This is a genomic window from Sphingomonas sanguinis NBRC 13937, assembly GCF_001591005.1.
In the GTDB taxonomy this organism is placed as follows: domain Bacteria; phylum Pseudomonadota; class Alphaproteobacteria; order Sphingomonadales; family Sphingomonadaceae; genus Sphingomonas; species Sphingomonas sanguinis.
The window spans coordinates 71,416-86,910 of sequence record NZ_BCTY01000001.1; the positions used below are offsets into that span (position 1 = coordinate 71,416).

At 65.2% G+C, this 15,495-nt stretch carries 15 protein-coding genes and 1 tRNA gene; 7 read left to right on the forward strand and 9 right to left on the reverse strand.

Annotation, left to right across the window (positions count from 1 at the left end; all coding sequences use genetic code 11):
- Nucleotides 1–56: 56 nt before the first annotated feature.
- The gene (gene ettA, locus SSA01S_RS00350; RefSeq protein ID WP_056434837.1) at nt 57–1,736 is read right to left on the reverse strand and encodes an energy-dependent translational throttle protein EttA; all 1,680 of its coding nucleotides are present in this window, start codon (nt 1,734–1,736) and stop codon (nt 57–59) included.
- Between the two features lie 107 nt (nt 1,737–1,843).
- Between ettA and SSA01S_RS00355 the strand changes: the two genes are divergently transcribed.
- The 4 genes from SSA01S_RS00355 (at nt 1,844) to bfr (ending at nt 4,521) form a co-directional block, all read left to right on the forward strand.
- On the forward strand, nt 1,844–3,241 hold the full coding sequence (locus tag SSA01S_RS00355) for a M20/M25/M40 family metallo-hydrolase (RefSeq protein ID WP_061778690.1): 1,398 nt from the start codon (nt 1,844–1,846) through the stop codon (nt 3,239–3,241).
- Nucleotides 3,242–3,434: 193 nt separating this feature from the next.
- Complete coding sequence (locus SSA01S_RS00360) at nt 3,435–3,701, forward strand: hypothetical protein (RefSeq protein ID WP_058716863.1); 267 nt, start codon at nt 3,435–3,437, stop codon at nt 3,699–3,701.
- 137 nt (nt 3,702–3,838) lie between these two features.
- Nucleotides 3,839–3,914, forward strand: a tRNA-Ile gene (locus SSA01S_RS00365).
- 91 nt (nt 3,915–4,005) lie between these two features.
- Entirely contained in the window at nt 4,006–4,521 is a 516-nt protein-coding gene (bfr, locus tag SSA01S_RS00370; RefSeq protein ID WP_058751020.1) for a bacterioferritin, read from the forward strand.
- A gap of 76 nt (nt 4,522–4,597) precedes the next feature.
- Here the strand turns inward: bfr and der are convergent, their stop codons facing one another.
- The 5 genes from der to SSA01S_RS00395 form a co-directional block, all read right to left on the reverse strand.
- Nucleotides 4,598–5,968 carry a ribosome biogenesis GTPase Der gene (gene der / locus SSA01S_RS00375; protein WP_061778691.1) on the reverse strand — a complete coding sequence of 457 codons (1,371 nt, stop codon included), beginning with the start codon at nt 5,966–5,968 and terminating at the stop codon, nt 4,598–4,600.
- A 96-nt stretch (nt 5,969–6,064) separates the two neighbouring features.
- Nucleotides 6,065–7,387 (reverse strand): outer membrane protein assembly factor BamB family protein, encoded by a 1,323-nt coding sequence (locus SSA01S_RS00380; RefSeq protein ID WP_061778692.1) that lies wholly within the window; start codon nt 7,385–7,387, stop codon nt 6,065–6,067.
- Nucleotides 7,384–8,052, reverse strand: a complete 669-nt coding sequence (locus SSA01S_RS00385) for a tetratricopeptide repeat protein (RefSeq protein ID WP_240954757.1) — start codon at nt 8,050–8,052, stop codon at nt 7,384–7,386. Before SSA01S_RS00385 ends, SSA01S_RS00380 begins: the two co-directional genes overlap by 4 nt.
- 116 nt (nt 8,053–8,168) lie before the next feature.
- Entirely contained in the window at nt 8,169–9,035 is an 867-nt protein-coding gene (panB, locus tag SSA01S_RS00390; protein ID WP_061778694.1) for a 3-methyl-2-oxobutanoate hydroxymethyltransferase, read from the reverse strand.
- Nucleotides 9,036–9,084: 49 nt separating this feature from the next.
- Nucleotides 9,085–9,429: an ArsC family reductase gene (locus SSA01S_RS00395; protein WP_061778893.1), complete on the reverse strand. Its 345-nt coding sequence runs from the start codon at nt 9,427–9,429 to the stop codon at nt 9,085–9,087.
- 228 nt (nt 9,430–9,657) lie between these two features.
- On the opposite strand from SSA01S_RS00395, the gene SSA01S_RS19990 reads away from it, so the two are divergent.
- The 3 genes from SSA01S_RS19990 to SSA01S_RS00405 all read left to right on the forward strand — a co-directional run bounded on the left by SSA01S_RS19990 (nt 9,658) and on the right by SSA01S_RS00405 (nt 12,699).
- Nucleotides 9,658–9,828 carry an excalibur calcium-binding domain-containing protein gene (locus SSA01S_RS19990; RefSeq protein ID WP_240954756.1) on the forward strand — a complete coding sequence of 57 codons (171 nt, stop codon included), beginning with the start codon at nt 9,658–9,660 and terminating at the stop codon, nt 9,826–9,828.
- 64 nt (nt 9,829–9,892) lie between these two features.
- Nucleotides 9,893–11,941: an NAD(+) synthase gene (locus SSA01S_RS00400; protein WP_061778695.1), complete on the forward strand. Its 2,049-nt coding sequence runs from the start codon at nt 9,893–9,895 to the stop codon at nt 11,939–11,941.
- Nucleotides 11,942–12,054: 113 nt separating this feature from the next.
- Complete coding sequence (locus SSA01S_RS00405) at nt 12,055–12,699, forward strand: GntR family transcriptional regulator (RefSeq protein WP_061778696.1); 645 nt, start codon at nt 12,055–12,057, stop codon at nt 12,697–12,699.
- Here the strand turns inward: SSA01S_RS00405 and SSA01S_RS00410 are convergent.
- From SSA01S_RS00410 to SSA01S_RS00415, 3 genes are read right to left on the reverse strand one after another with little or no spacing between them, the layout of a single operon-like run.
- On the reverse strand, nt 12,689–13,987 hold the full coding sequence (locus SSA01S_RS00410) for an NAD(P)/FAD-dependent oxidoreductase (RefSeq protein ID WP_061778697.1): 1,299 nt from the start codon (nt 13,985–13,987) through the stop codon (nt 12,689–12,691). The genes SSA01S_RS00405 and SSA01S_RS00410 overlap by 11 nt on opposite strands.
- The gene (locus tag SSA01S_RS19360; RefSeq protein ID WP_156477599.1) at nt 13,987–14,136 is read right to left on the reverse strand and encodes a hypothetical protein; all 150 of its coding nucleotides are present in this window, start codon (nt 14,134–14,136) and stop codon (nt 13,987–13,989) included. Before SSA01S_RS19360 ends, SSA01S_RS00410 begins: the two co-directional genes overlap by 1 nt.
- A 48-nt stretch (nt 14,137–14,184) precedes the next feature.
- Nucleotides 14,185–15,435 carry a chymotrypsin family serine protease gene (locus SSA01S_RS00415; RefSeq protein ID WP_240954754.1) on the reverse strand — a complete coding sequence of 417 codons (1,251 nt, stop codon included), beginning with the start codon at nt 15,433–15,435 and terminating at the stop codon, nt 14,185–14,187.
- Nucleotides 15,436–15,495 lie beyond the last annotated feature (60 nt).

The window sequence follows — 15,495 nt, forward strand, 5'->3', positions numbered from 1 at the left end:
AAAACGCCCTCCCCGATCGCTCGGAAAGGGCGTTGCCGAACCCCAGATTGCCGAAATCAGCGGGTCAGTTTCTTGTAGGCCAGACGGGTCGGACGATCGGCCGCATCGCCCATGCGGCGACGCTTATCCTCTTCATACGATTCGTAATTGCCCTCGAACCATTCGACGTGGCTGTCGCCCTCGAACGCCAGAATGTGGGTGCAGAGGCGGTCGAGGAAGAAGCGATCGTGGCTGATGACCACGGCGCAGCCCGCGAACGTCTCCAGCGCCTCTTCGAGCGCGCGCAGCGTTTCCACGTCGAGGTCGTTGGTCGGTTCGTCGAGCAGCAGGACGTTGCCGCCCTCCTTCAGCATCTTGGCCATATGGACGCGGTTGCGCTCACCGCCCGACAGCTGGCCGACCTTCTTCTGCTGGTCGGGGCCACGGAAGTTGAACGCGCCGACATAGGCGCGCGTGCCCAGTTCCTGCTTGCCGAAGCGGAAAACCTCCAGCTCGTCGGAGATTTCCTGCCAGACATTCTTGTTGGGATCGAGTTCGTCGCGGCTCTGGTCGACATAGCCAAGCTTGACGGTCGAGCCGATCTCGATGGTGCCCGCGTCGGGCTGTTCCTGGCCGGTGATCAGCTTGAACAGCGTCGACTTGCCCGCGCCGTTTGGCCCGATCACGCCGACGATCCCGCCCGGCGGCAGCATGAAGTCGAGGCCTTCGAACAGCAGTTTGTCGCCATAGGACTTGGTCAGCCCCTTGGCCTCGATCACCTTGCCGCCCAGGCGCTCGGGAATCTGGATCAGGATTTGCGCCTTGCCCGCGACGCGGTTCTCCTGCTTCTCCATCAACTCCTCGAACGCGCGGATACGCGCCTTCGACTTGGTCTGGCGGGCCTTGGGCGTCTGACGCATCCAGGCCAGCTCGTCGGCGATCGCCTTCTGCTTGCCTGCCTCGTCGCGCTCTTCCTGCTCCAGGCGCTTGGCCTTCTTTTCCAGATAGCCGGAATAGTTGGATTCGTAGGTATAGTAGCGGCCGCGATCGAGCTCGAGCACCCAGTTCACGACGTTATCCAGGAAGTAACGGTCGTGGGTGACGAGAATGACGTTGCCGGTATATTCCTTGAGGTAGTTCTCAAGCCACGACACGCTCTCAGCGTCCAAGTGGTTGGTCGGTTCGTCGAGCAGCAGGATGTCGGGCTTTTCCAGCAGCAGCTTGCAGAGCGCGACGCGGCGCTTTTCACCACCCGACAGGCGGGTGACGTCGGCATCGCCGGGCGGACAGCGCAGCGCTTCCATCGCCTGTTCCAGCTGGCTGTCGAGCGACCAGCCGTCGACGGCGTCGATCTTGGCCTGAAGCTCGCCCATCTCTTCCATCAGGGCGTCGAAATCGGTGTCGTCCTTCGGGTCGCCCATCTCGGCCGAGATGGCGTTGAAGCGATCGACCAGATCGGCGATCGGACGCACGCCGTCCTTGACGTTGCCCATCACGTCCTTCGACGGATCGAGCTGCGGCTCCTGCGCCAGATAGCCGACGCGGACACCCTCGGCGGCCCAGGCCTCTCCGGTGAAATCGGTGTCCATGCCCGCCATCACCTTCATCAGCGTGGACTTGCCCGCGCCGTTCGGGCCGATGATCGCGATCTTCGCGCTCGGCAGGAACTGGAGGTGGATGTTGTTGAGGACAGGCTTGTTGGCGCCGGGGAAGGTCTTGGTCAGACCCTTCATCACATAGGTATATTGGACGGCCATGGCGGCGCGGGGCTCCGTGCTTTTCTTGCGACTGTGGAAATTTCCCGTCCATGTAGTGGGTGCGCGACCCGTTGGCAAACGGGACGACCTGCGCAACACTCCGACGCATGAAGCGCTTGATCCTCGCGGCCCTGACCGCCTCCGCCCTCACCTCTCCCGTTCTGGCCCAGCGCACCGCGCCGCCCATGCCCGCCATTGTCGATCCGCAGGTGACGCAACTGCGCGATGCCGCGCTGAAGGACGATACCGCCTGGGACATTATCGAAGGGCTGACGACCGAAGTCGGGCAGCGGCTGGCCGGAACCGAGGCCGAGGCGCGCGCACGCACCTGGGCGGTCGCCAAGCTGACCACGTTGGGCTTCAAGAATGTGCGGGTCGAGCCCTATCGGATGCCCGTCTGGGAGCGCGGCGCGGAAACGGCCGAGATCATCGCGCCCTTCCCGCAGAAACTGACGCTGGCTGCGCTCGGCAATTCGGGCGCGACGCCCGCGACCGGCCTGACCGGCGAGGTCGTGGTCTTCGCCAATATGGCGGCGTTCCAAGCTGCGCCGGACAACGCGATCAAGGGACGGATCGTCTATATCGGCAACGCCATGCCTCGTACGCAGGATGGGTCGGGCTATGGCGCCTATGGCACCGCGCGCTTCGTCGGACCGGCATTGGCGTCGCAGCGCGGCGCGGCGGCGATCATCATCCGGTCGATCGGCACCGACCATCATCGCTTTCCGCATACCGGCACCACCGACTTCCCCGCCGGTGTGAAGCCGATCCCCGCTGCGGCCCTGTCTGTCCCGGACGCTGAACAGTTGGAGCGAATCGCGGCTCGCGGTGCGCCCATCCGCATGAAGCTGGTCCTGACGCCGCGCCAAGTCGGCATGCGCGAATCAGGCAACGTCATCGCCGAGGTGCCTGGCAGCGATCCGTCGGCAGGCATCGTGCTGGTCGGCGGCCATCTGGACAGCTGGGACTTGGGCACGGGCGCGATCGACGACGCCAGCGGCATCGCGATCACTGCTGCCGCCGCCAAGCGGATCATGGACGCGGGCCAACCGCGCCGCACGATCCGTGTCGTCTGGTTCGGTGCCGAAGAAGTCGGCGGCATGGGCGGCGCGGCCTATGCCAGGGCCCATGCGGGCGAACGCCATGCCACCGCCTCGGAAAGCGATTTCGGCGCGGACCGGGTCTGGCGGTTCGAGGTGAACCTGCCCCCTGCGGCCAAGCCCGTCGCCGACCGGTTGCAGACCGCCCTCGCGCCGCTGGGCATCACGCGGGGCAGCGGCCTGGGCGGTGACGGCACCGACATCGGTCCGACGCTGAAGCTGGGGACGGCGGCGATCGACCTGAACCAGTCGGGCTGGGATTATTTCGATACCCATCACACGCCCGACGACGTGATCGACCGGATCGATCCGGCCGCCCTGCGCCAGAATGTCGCGGCCTGGACCGCGATGTTGGCGGTCGTCGCCAACGCGCCTGAGGCGATCGATGCCGTGAAACCGCGCTAAATCGTAAGGGCATTGGTAACGTTTTGGTAACGCCAACGCCTTGAAAAAGCCCGATAGCCGCCATCGGTTCGTCGCGAACCTTGCCAGGAAGTGAATTTTGCGGATTGACCGCGATGAACCGCGCGTTATTTGAGCCGCTTCGCGACGGCATTCGGGTCGGCCGCGATGATTGCTTATGCTTGGGAGCATTCGAATGAAGAAGATCGCTTTCGTTCTCGCTGCCGCCGGCCTGATGTCCGTGGCCGCCTGCAACAAGTCGCCTGAAGCTGCCGCTGTTGAGAACAACGCGGACATGCTGGCTGACAACATGGAAATGCAGGCCGACAACCTCGAAGCGGTTGCCGACAACACCTCGAACGGTGCTGCTGCTGCCTCGCTCGAGAACGCTGCTGACAACATGAACGCCGCTGCCGACAACGTCCGTGACGCTGCCGACGCCAAGGCTGACAACATGCAGTAATGCCGCCTCGGACCTTCGGGTCCGAAGCGCCGACTGTTATGTCGGAAAAGGGCGCCTTCCATTGCGGAGGTGCCCTTTTTCTTTGACGTTTCACGCTTGCGAACGAGTCCGACGTCACGCTACGGACATCTTCGGTGGGGCCTGTAGCTCAACGGTTAGAGCTGGCCGCTCATAACGGCTAGGTTGCGGGTTCGAGTCCTGCCGGGCCCACCAACACTGCACGAATTTACCTGTAAAAACCTGTTGCCGTCCGGGGCCCCGACTTTCTAGGGTGCGCCAAATCATTGAGGACGAGCATATGAAGGTGAAGGGCGACCCCAAGGTCATCGAGTTTCTGAACGAAGCGCTCAAGAACGAATTGACCGCTATCAATCAGTATTTCCTGCACTATCGCCTGCTCGATCACTGGGGCGTCTACAAGCTCGCCCAGTTTGAATATCACGAATCGATCGACGAGATGCGCCATGCCGACTGGCTGGCCGAGCGCATCCTCTATCTGGACGGCCTGCCCAATTTCCAGCTGCTCGGCCGCCTGCGCATCGGCGAGACCGTCGAGGAAGTCCTGAAGGGCGATCTGGCGATCGAGATCGAGGCCGTGGCCCAGCTCAAGGAAGCCATCGCCTATTGCGAGCAGGTCCGTGATTACGTCAGTCGCGACCTGTTCCAGCGTATCCTGGCGAGCGAGGAAGAGCATGTCGACACGCTGGAGCGCCAGTTCGAGATGATCGAGCGCATGGGCATCCAAAACTATGTCCAGCTGAACGCCATGGCGGAAAACGACACGCCCAAGTCGGGCGCAGCGCCGCATCTTCAGGGATAAAGGTGGCGGGGCGGGTTTCAGCGAGCCCGCCCTTACCTCTTTCCCGGCTCAAGGCACGGGGCCTAGGCCCCTGCCCTCAATCCTTGTTGCCGAACGGATTTTTCGGCGCGCGCAGCGTCAGACGTACCGGCACCGCGCCGAACCCCAATTCCCGCCGCATCGAGTTCACCAAATAGCGCTCATAGCTGGCGGGAAGCTGATCCACGCGGGTACCAAAGATCACGAAGCTCGGTGGACGCGACTTCACCTGAGTGACGTAGCGCAGCTTGATCCGCTTGCCACCCGGTGCGGGTGGCGGGTTGGCGTCGATGGCCCGCTCGAACCAGCGGTTGAGTTCGCCTGTCGGCACGCGCTTCGACCAGGCCGCGCGCGTCTCGAACGCCGCCTCGATCAGCGTATCCAGCCCCTTGCCGGTCGCACCCGACACCGCCAGCAGCGGCACGCCCTTCACCTGGCTGAGCCCGTCCTCCAGCGCCTTCTTGACGCCGTTGAACAGCGAGGAGGGATTTTCCGCCACGTCCCATTTGTTCAACGCGATCAGCAGCGCCCGGCCCTCTTCCAGCACACGGTCGGCAATTCGCAGGTCCTGCGATTCCAGGCCCAGCGTGGCGTCGAGCAGCAGCACCACGACCTCGGCAAAATCGACCGCGCGCAGGGCGTCGGCGACCGACAGCTTCTCCAGCTTGTCCTGCACCTTGGCCTTCTTGCGCATACCGGCGGTGTCGATCAGGCGGACCTGTCGCACCTCACCATCCCGGTCATGCCATTCCCAGTCGATTGCGATCGAATCGCGGGTGATGCCCGCCTCGGGCCCGGTGATCAGGCGGTCCTGGCCCAGGAAGCGATTGATCAGCGTCGACTTGCCCGCATTGGGACGTCCGACAATGGCGAGCTTCAAGGGCGCGAAGGGGTTTTCGAGATCGACCTCCTCCTCTTCCTCGACCTCTCGATCGATATAGGGGAGCAGCGCCTCGAACAGATCGCCCACGCCTTCGCCATGTTCAGCCGACAGCTGGACGGGATCGCCGAAGCCCAGCGCCAGCGCTTCCAGGATGCCCTGTTCGGCGGCGCGCCCTTCCGCCTTGTTGGCGGCGAGCACGATCGGCGTGTCGGAGGCACGAAGCCAGCGGGCGATTTCCTCGTCCAGCGGCATGATCCCGGCGCGGGCATCGACCAGGAACAGCGCGACATCGGCTTCGGCTACCGCCGCCTCGGTCTGGCGACGCATCCGGCCGGGGAGCGTGTCGGGGTCTTCGTCTTCATAACCCGCCGTGTCGATGACCCGGAAATCCAGGCCGAGCAGGTGCGCGTCGCCTTCGCGCCGGTCGCGCGTCACGCCGGGCCGGTCATCGACCAGCGCCAGCTTCTTTCCGACCAGACGGTTGAACAGCGTCGACTTGCCGACATTGGGACGGCCGACGATCGCGACGATAGGAAGATTTGCCATCGCGTTCCGTTAGCGAAAGGCGAGGCTTTCGTCACGGGTATAGCGGTACAAATGTTCCGGCCCGTGGAACATAGGTCCCACGGGCCGGAAAGATCGTTACTTATAGGCGGAGATCCGCCCCTTCTGGTCGAGGACATAGAGCGTGCCATTGGCCACAATCGGCGGCAGCGCGAAGGGCGTCTTGCCGTCGACGGTCGCCTGCACCGATCCGTCACCCGGGTTGGCGTAGACGATCTGCCCTTCCGAATTGGTGAGGATCAGGCGATTGCCCGCCAGCACCGGACCGAACCAAGTGATGGCGCCGCTCTTCTTCTTCTCGTTATGGAAACGCTGCAGCTGCGCGATCCAGCGGGCCTTGCCGCTCGACCGGGCAAGCGCCACGAGGCGCGCGTCGTCGGTCACCAGGAAGATCCACTCGCCCGCGATCCACGGGGTCGAGATCCCGGCGAAATTCTGTTCCCACAGCCGCTGGCCGGTCGACAGCTCCAGCGCGATCATGCGACCGCCCTGGCCCAGGGCATAGACGCGGCCCTGGTCGATCACCGGCGCGGCATCGATGTCCGACAGCGTCGACACCGAGGTCGAGATGCTAGTCCGCGACAGCGCGTCCTGCCACAGCATGCGGCCATTCTCGTACCGATAGGCGTTCAGCTCACCGCTCGAGAAACCGGCAACGACCGTGCCTTGGCTGGCGGCGGGGGCCGCGACGCCGAACACGCCCTGCGTTTCCAGCGTGCCCTGGCCCGCCCAGACGATCTTACCGTCCGTCTGGTTGATCGCGTACAGCTGATTGTCCTGGGTCAGGACATAGACATTGCCGTTGGCGATGGTCGGCGATCCACGCAGCGGGCCGCTGGGCTTGGCGCGCCACAGCACCTTGCCGTCCGCCGCGTTGGCCGCAATCACATCGCCCAGGCCGTCGGTGGCGAAGACCGTACCGCTGTCATAACTGGCACCGCCACCAAAGCGCGCGAGCCGGTTCTCGTCGCCCTCGGTGATCGATGTGGTCCAGAGCTTCGCGCCCGTATCGGCGTTCAGGGCGACCAGGTCGCCGCCGGCATCGACGACAAACATCTTGCCGTCGGCCACGACCGGCGGCGCGCCCAGCGGATCGCGCGCCGAACCGCCGTTGATCGTCGCTTCCCAGACCCGGCGCGGCTGTTCCGCCAGCGCCAGCTGCCCCATGGACTTGGAGGCGTTGCCGCCCGGCTGCGCCCAATCGGGGTTGGTTTCGGGGGCGGGCAGCGTGACCTGCACGTCCGCGATCGTCTTGTCGGCCTCCACGCCGGTTTCCGAGACCAGGATCGGCACGCGGTTGCCCACGGTCGGCGTCTTCTTCGGCGCGGACTTGAACACCCCGCAGGCGCCCAGCGCCATCAGCGCGGCCAGCGCCGCGGAGGTGCGGAAATTCTTCGTCATTGGGTCTTGGTGTCCTCGCTCTGGCCGACCGCGTCGACCCCCAATACACCGGCCATCTGAACCGCACGTTGCCGCAGGGTATCGGGCACATCCTTGTCGCTGGCAATCTGGCCGAACAGACGGCCCGCCTGGTCGCGCTTGTTGAGGCGCAGATAGGCGACGGCCACCATCTCGCCCGCGCTGCCGAACCAAGCATTGCCAGGCACCGCCATGCCGCCCAGTCGGGCGATCACGGCTTCGGGCTTCATCGTGTCATATTCGGCCATGGTCTGGCGGATCAGAGCCAGATCGCGGAAGGGCTGGGCCAGCGACGCATCGTTGGCAACCGCCGCGAAACGGGCCGCCGCGCCCTTCAGATCGTCCTTCTGCAGAAGGATATCGGCCTGGGTGAACTGCGCCAGCGCACGATAGGCATCGACGTCCGAGCCCGCCAGCGCCTTCAGCTTATCGCTGGCCGCCTTGGGATCGTTCTGGCCCAGCGCGTCATAGGCGGCCTGCAACTGCTCGCCGTCCGTGCCCGCCGCCTGGGCCTGGCGATGCTGCCAGTAAAGATAGCCGCCGAACGCCGCCAGCGCGACGACGATGACGCCCGCGATAATCAAGCCCCAGCGGGTCCAGAACGAGGTCAGCCTTTCGCGACGCAGTTCGTCGTCGACCTCGCTCATGAAGGCCTGGCTGGATTGGGGCGTTAGGGCCAAGACGGGCTCCGCTATTCTGGATCAAGGCAACAAGAAGCCGCGACCTTTAGCGAGGAGCGAGCCCGGTGGGAAGCGGCCTTGATTTATCCGGCATCGCGCGGAGCATAGATCTGCTCCGGCCCCGGGAAGCGCCGGGTCCGCACATCTTCGGCATAGGCGCGCGCGGCTTCGCCGATCCGCTCGCCCATCGTCTCGTAGCGGCGCACGAAGCGCGCGGTCCGATCGAACAGGCCCAGCATGTCCTCGCCGACCAGCACCTGGCCGTCGCATTCGGCCGATGCGCCGATGCCGATGGTCGGGCAGGCAATCTGCTTGGTGATTTCAATGGCGATGGGTTCGACCACGCCCTCGATTACGACCGAGAAGGCCCCCGCCTCGGCAACCGCGACCGCATCGGCGATGATCTTTGCGGCTTCCTCCGGCGTCCGCCCGCGCGCGCCATAGCCGCCCAGCACGTTGACCGCCTGCGGAGTCAGGCCGACATGGCCCATGACCGGAATGCCGCGCTCGACCAGGAAGCGGACGGTCGGAGCCATCGCGACCCCGCCCTCCAGCTTGACCGCCGCCGCGCCGGTTTCCTTCAGGAGCCAGGCGGCATTCTCGAATGCCTTTTCCGGGCTGGCCTCATAGCTGCCAAAGGGCAGGTCGATGACGACGACCGCATGATAACTGCCCCGCACGACCGCTGCGCCGTGCGCCGCCATCATCTGAAGCGTGACCGGCACGGTCGAGGGCAGGCCGTAGATCACCTGCCCCAGGCTGTCGCCGACCAGCAGCATGTCGCAATGCGGATCGAGCAGCTGTGCCGAGCGCACCGTATAGGCGGTCAGCATGACCAGCGGCGTCTCGCCCTTGGCGCGACGGATCGCGGGTACGGTCAGCCGCTTCATCGGAGCGGGCGTGGGATTGGCGCGACTGGTCGCGGTGTCGAGCGTGTAGGTCGTTGACATGGCAGCGCCTTACCCTCGCCGCGCGCCGGGCTCCACCCCCCGGATGCGCTTAGAAGATGTCGGCGTAACGCTCCGGCTTGAACCCCACGGTCAGCGCGCCGTCGCGGTCGAGCACGGGCCGCTTGATGAGCGAAGGCTGGGCCTGCATCAGCCGGATCGCCTTGTCGGCATCGATATCCTGCCGATCCGCCTCGTCCAGCTTGCGAAATGTCGTGCCCGCGCGATTGAGCAGGACTTCCCAACCGGTCTGGTCGACCCACTGGCGGAGGGTCGCCTCGTCGATACCGTCCGTCTTGTAGTTGTGAAAGCGATAGGCGACGCCCTGCTGGTCCAGCCAGGTACGGGCCTTCTTCATCGTGTCGCAATTGGGGATGCCGAAGAGGGTGATGGTCATGACGGTTTCCATTGCTGAATCCGATCAGGGTTACAATCGCCACCCCAGGCCGTGAACCGATTCTTCACGCGTCCGACCCATTCATGACGAATGCGAACTTCCACCATTCTTACGATAGCCGGTGCAGTCGTAGTCGGCACGATCGTGGGTATCGGCATAGCGCCCGGCGGCTCATCGACATCTCCATCGATCCAGACGCCCGGAACCATAGTGTCCGACGCAGCAGCCATGACCGGCATAAAGCGCCGACGCGAGCCAGAAATCGGAGACCATTGGGGCGGGTGCAACGATGCCCGTGCCGCGGGCACTGTCCCGATCCATCGTGGAGAGCCCGGCTATGATGCAAAGATGGATGGTGATGATGACGGCATAGCTTGCGAACCGAGTCCCGGCGCCTGAGGCGCTCACCCGCCGCAAACTGCATGGGGTAGCGTCCCCCTCCCCGGCCCGCTATCTCGGAGCCATGCAGGATCACCCCTTTTACGCGCTCCACACCCATGGCCTGATCCGTGTTGCGGCGGCGACGCCCGCCGCGTCGGTGGGCGATGCGCGGGCGAACGCAGCGGCCATGCTCGATCTGGCGCGGCAGGGCGATGAGGATGGGGTCGACCTGATCGTCTTTCCCGAATTGTCGCTGACCTCCTACGCCATCGACGACCTGCATCTTCAGGGTGCTATGCACGGTGCCACGCTCGACGCGCTGGGCGAGATGGTGGACGCCAGCGCTGCCCTGTCGCCCGTAATGCTGGTCGGGGCCGCCCTGCCGCGCAACGGACGGCTGTATAACTGCGCGGTGGCGATCGCGCGGGGGCGTATCCTGGGCGTGGTGCCCAAGACCTTCCTGCCCAACTACCGCGAATATTATGAGAAGCGCTGGTTCGCGAGCGGAGCGGGCCTCACCGGCCTGACCATCGCAATCGACGGGCAGAGCGTGCCCTTCGGCACCGACCTGATCTTCGCAGCGGAGGACGTGCCCGGCTTCGTTTTCCATGCCGAAATCTGCGAGGACTATTGGGCCCCCACCCCGCCCTCGACCTTTGGCGCGCTGGCGGGGGCGACCATCTGTTGCAATTTGTCGGCGTCGAACATCGTGATCGGCAAGGCGCGCGACCGGGCCATGCTCGCGGCGGCGCAATCGGCGCGGGCGACCTGCGCCTATATCTATTCCGCCGCCGGGATCGGCGAGAGCACGACCGACCTTTCGTGGGACGGCCAGGGGTTGATCCACGAGCTGGGCGAGACGATCGCCGAGTCCGATCGCTTCCTGCGCGAGCCCTCGCTGACCATTGCCGATATCGATGTCGAGCGGATCGCGCAGGAACGGCTGCGCTTCGGGACATTCAATGATGCCGCCGCCTTTGCCGGTCATCCCGAGCAGCGTTTCCGCCGAATCGGCTTCGTTCACGATGCCGAAGCCCAGGACCAGGGCCTGCGCCGCGCCGTTCGCCGCTTTCCCTTCGTGCCCGACGATCCCGCCCGGCGCGATGCGGATTGTTACGAGGCCTATAACATCCAGGTCGAGGCGCTGGCCAAGCGACTGGAAGCCAGCGGTGCCAAGACGCTGGTCATCGGCGTGTCCGGCGGACTGGACTCGACCCACGCGCTGATCGTTGCGGCCAAGGCGACCGACCGGCTCGGCTGGTCGCGCGACCGTATCCTGGCCTTCACCATGCCGGGCTTCGCGACCGGACAGGGCACCAAGGCCCAGGCCTGGGCACTGATGCGCTCGCTCGGCGTCTCGGCGGAGGAGATCGATATCCGTCCCGCCGCGCACCAGCTTCTGGAGGATATGAACCACCCCTTCGCGCAGGGGCAACCGGTCCACGACGTAACGTTCGAGAATGTTCAGGCGGGGCTGCGCACCGATTATCTTTTCCGCCTGGCCAATCAGCGGGGCGGGATCGTGCTGGGCACCGGCGACCTGTCGGAGCTGGTGCTCGGCTGGTGCACCTATGGCGTCGGTGACCAGATGAGCCATTACGCCGTCAATGCGGGCGTTCCGAAAACGCTGATCCAGTTCCTGATCCGCTGGTGCATCCGGACCGGACAATATGACGACGCGACCAACACGGTGCTCGCCGCCATCCTGGCACAGGAAATCTCCCCCGAACTGGTGCCCGCCGACGCCAGCGGCGCGATGCAGTCGACCGAGGCGATGATCGGGCCCTACGCGCTCAACGATTTCTTCGCGCATTACGTCATCCGTTACGGCCTGAAACCGTCGAAGATCGCGTTCCTGGCCTGGCATGCCTGGCACGACGCCGATGCGGGCGGCTGGCCCGAGGACCTGCCGCAGGATGCGCGGGTCGCCTATGACCTGCCGACCATCCGGCACTGGCTGGAGCGGTTCCTGACCCGCTTTTTCCAGACCAGCCAGTTTAAGCGATCGGCGCTGCCCAATGGCCCCAAGGTCTCGCCGGGCGGTGCCCTGTCGCCCCGTGGCGACTGGCGGGCGCCGTCGGACGGCACCGCCTCGGTCTGGCTGGAAGAGCTACGAGACAGCCTTCCGTAACCGTAATCACACTCTTGGCAGGCCATGACGAACAGGTCTATGCTTATAACCTAACTCTAACATTTAACCCGGAATTACAGGCTCCTCCCGGCCTGTCGGCACGAGAGACATTCATGAGCCTTGTCGTTCGCACATTGTCGGAACAGATCTTCACGATCGTTCGCGAACGCATCATCAGCGGCCATCTGCCGGAGGATCAGCCGATCCGTCAGGATGCGCTGGCCAACGAACTGGGGGTCAGCAAGATTCCGCTGCGCGAGGCGCTCGCCCGGCTGGAGCAGGAAGGGCTGCTGACCAGCCAGGCCAATCGTGGTTTCTTCGTACGGTCGCTGGGCGCCGCGGAAGCCGAGGAAATCTATGAACTGCGCCTGGCGATCGAGCCCGATGCCGCCGCACGGGCCGCCCGCGTCGCCACGGCGGCGGACCAGGACATCGCCCGCGAAACCCTGGCCGCGCTGGATGTGGCGACGCGCGACGCGCTGCACGAAGTCGCGCACCGCAATCGCGCCTTTCACCTGGCCCTTGTCCGCCCGCTGGGTGCCGCTCTGACCTTCCAGCTGATCGAGCGGTTGCAGGTGCTGGCCGAGCGTTATGTGGTCCAGCATCTGCAACCGGCTGGCCGCGAAGATCGCGCCCATGAGGAACATCATGCGCTGCTCGATGCATGGCTGGCCCGCGACGAGGCACGGGTCGCCGGATTCCTGACCGACCATATCGGCGCCACGATGGTCGATCTTCGCGCACAGCTTAGTCGCTAAGTTCGGCTTCCTTGCACGGGCGGGCTGGCGCAGACGTGATGATCCGCGCGCCCCGCCGATAGGTCAAATAGCGCCACAGCCATTGCAGGCTGACGCGGATACGCTGGGCGAAATTGACCAGCAGCACGACATGGACGATCGCCCAGAGCATCCATGCCGGATAGCCCTTCAGCCGATAGCGTCCGAAATCGAAGATCGCGGCATGGCGACCGATGATCGCCGCGTTACCCCGATTGTGAAAACGGAACGGCTTGGACATCTGCCCGCTGACCATTTCCCGGCGCAGCGCCGTACCCAGATAGCGGCCCTGTTGCTGGGCGACCTGTGCAAGACCGGGTAACGGCGTGCCGTCCTCGCCCAGGCAAGCCGCCACATCGCCCAGCGCATAAACATTCGCAACGCCGGATACACGGAGCCGGTCATCCACCGCCAGCCGACCGCCGGGTCCTGGCGGGGCGCCCAGCAGGGCGGCCGCGCCCGTCGGCGCGACACCCGCTCCCCACAACACGGTGCGAGCGGGAATGAACCGGCCCCCGGCGGTCAGCCCTTCGGCCGTGATCGTCTCCACCGGCATGTCGGTCATGACCTGCACGCCGATCCGCGCCAAAGCCCGCTCGGCATAGCGCGCCAGCGACTCAGGAAAGGCCGACAAGATACGCGGGCCACCCTCGACCAGGATGATCCGCGCCGTCTCCGGCCGAATACGCCGAAAGTCCGACGCCAAGGCGTAGCGGGCCAACTCCGCCACCGAGCCCGCCAGTTCGACGCCGGTCGGGCCGCCCCCGACGATGACAAAGGTCATCAGCGCCTCGCGATCGGCCGCCCCGTCGCGTTCGGCCTCCTCGAACGCCCCCAGGACGCGCGACCGAATGAGCCGCGCCTCCTCGATCGACTTGCAGGCCGGGGCGTAGGCGCGCCATTCGTCATGACCAAAATAGCTGCTGGTGGAACCGGTCGCGATGACCAGCCGGTCATAATCCAGCCTCTCGCCGGTGCCGAGGGTCAGTTGGCGAGACCCGGCATCGATCCCCGTCACCTCGCTCAGCACGACGCGAATATTGGGATAGCGGCCCAGAATATGCCGGATCGGTTCGGCAACGTCCGCCGGAGACAGGGCGGCGGTCGCCACTTGGTAAAGAAGCGGCACGAACAGATGATAATTGTTCCGGTCGACGACCGTGACCCGAACCGGCGCATGGGCAAGCTGCTGCGCCACCGCCAGGCCGCCGAACCCAGCGCCTATGATGACGACATGGGGCCAATTTGGATCGATGGTCGACATGTCCATCACGTAACCGCCAGCATGTCGAAGCGGCCATCGGCCTGAGGGGCCCAGGGCGCGGCGACGTTCAGCCGCTCTAAGAGGCTTTGCTCCCGCATCCGGCTGAGAGTATCCGGTGCGTGAAAGGCGATTGCTTTTATATCAAGGTCTTGCATTGCATCATCCTTGATCCAGCCAACGCGGCGCGCGCGTCATGCGATCCCTCAACCCGTCGCCAGCGTCCACCCGTCGGGCAGGAAATCGAGCGACATGTAATAATAAAAGGCGCAGCTGCCGTCGCCGCGATAGCTGCCGCCCTTCACAATGCCATAGGCCGTGCCGCCCAGGAAGACGGGGCCACCGCTGTCCCCGCTGCGACAGGTCGGACCGCGCACTGCCACCCATGTCGGCGTGCAGCCGCCGCCGCACAGATCACCGGCGGGCGCGAAGTCGGGCATCCAGACCTCTGCACAGCTATACCCCGTCCGCTCGCCGCGATGGCACACGATGTCGCCCGCCCGGGTCGAGGCCCGGGCGCGCGCACCGACGACGCGGCGAGTGACCGTCTTGGCCGTATCGCTCCAGAACAAGGGCAGAAGCGGAGTGGGACTGACATTCACCTGCACGTCCTGATAGCCCCAACCCCATTGCCCCTGAAAGTGAAGCGGATGCGCCGTGCCGTTCGCATCGATCCAGGACAGATCGTCGGGACAATGCGCGGCGGTCACCACCGCATCCTCACCCCCACGCCGCACGACGAAACCGCTGGTACAGGCATAGCGCCGCCCATTGGCCGGATCGACGCCAACCATGCGCGCGCCGCCCTGCAAATCCGCCAGATCGACATCCGGCGCCTCCAGCGTCGCGATGCGCACCGGCACGCCTGCGAGCCGCGCGATCCGATCGCGCATCGCCTCCGCAGGCTCGGCCGCCAGGTCGGCGCGCGAGACCATGACCACCAGCGCACCGATACGCGGGTCGATGCCGATGCCAGGCGGCTGGGTCAGACTGGCGCGAATTTCGGTCTGGTGCAGCGCCAGCGCGATGACCAGCTGGGCATGGCTGGCATAGGCCCCTGTCCTGAACCGGACGAGCACCGGCGTGCCTGCAACCATCTCCGACCGATCGGCTACCGGGCTATCCCCGGTGAGCAGCACATCGACATGAAACGGCGCATGACCGACCGACAGCCCGGCGATGCGATCCGCAAACTCCACCTCGAGCGCATCGGTCAGCGCCACCGAAGCCTGCTGCACCTGAAGCGCGCGCAACGCCGTTGTGGGCGATTGCCCCGAGACCGCGGCATAGGTCGCCGCATCCAGCGCCAGTGCCGCCGAATCGTCCAGCGCGACCGCCGGCACCACTTGCGCCTGTGCCGTACCACCAAGGACGAATGCCAGGATCAGGACGACCAGTCCGCTCGCCAAAGCCCAGCTATCAAGACCCCAAGATTTCGGCTGGTTATATCCCATCATTTTACTATGTATTACGTCCTCAAGGTCGATGAGGGCCATACACGAAATACGAAGGGGACC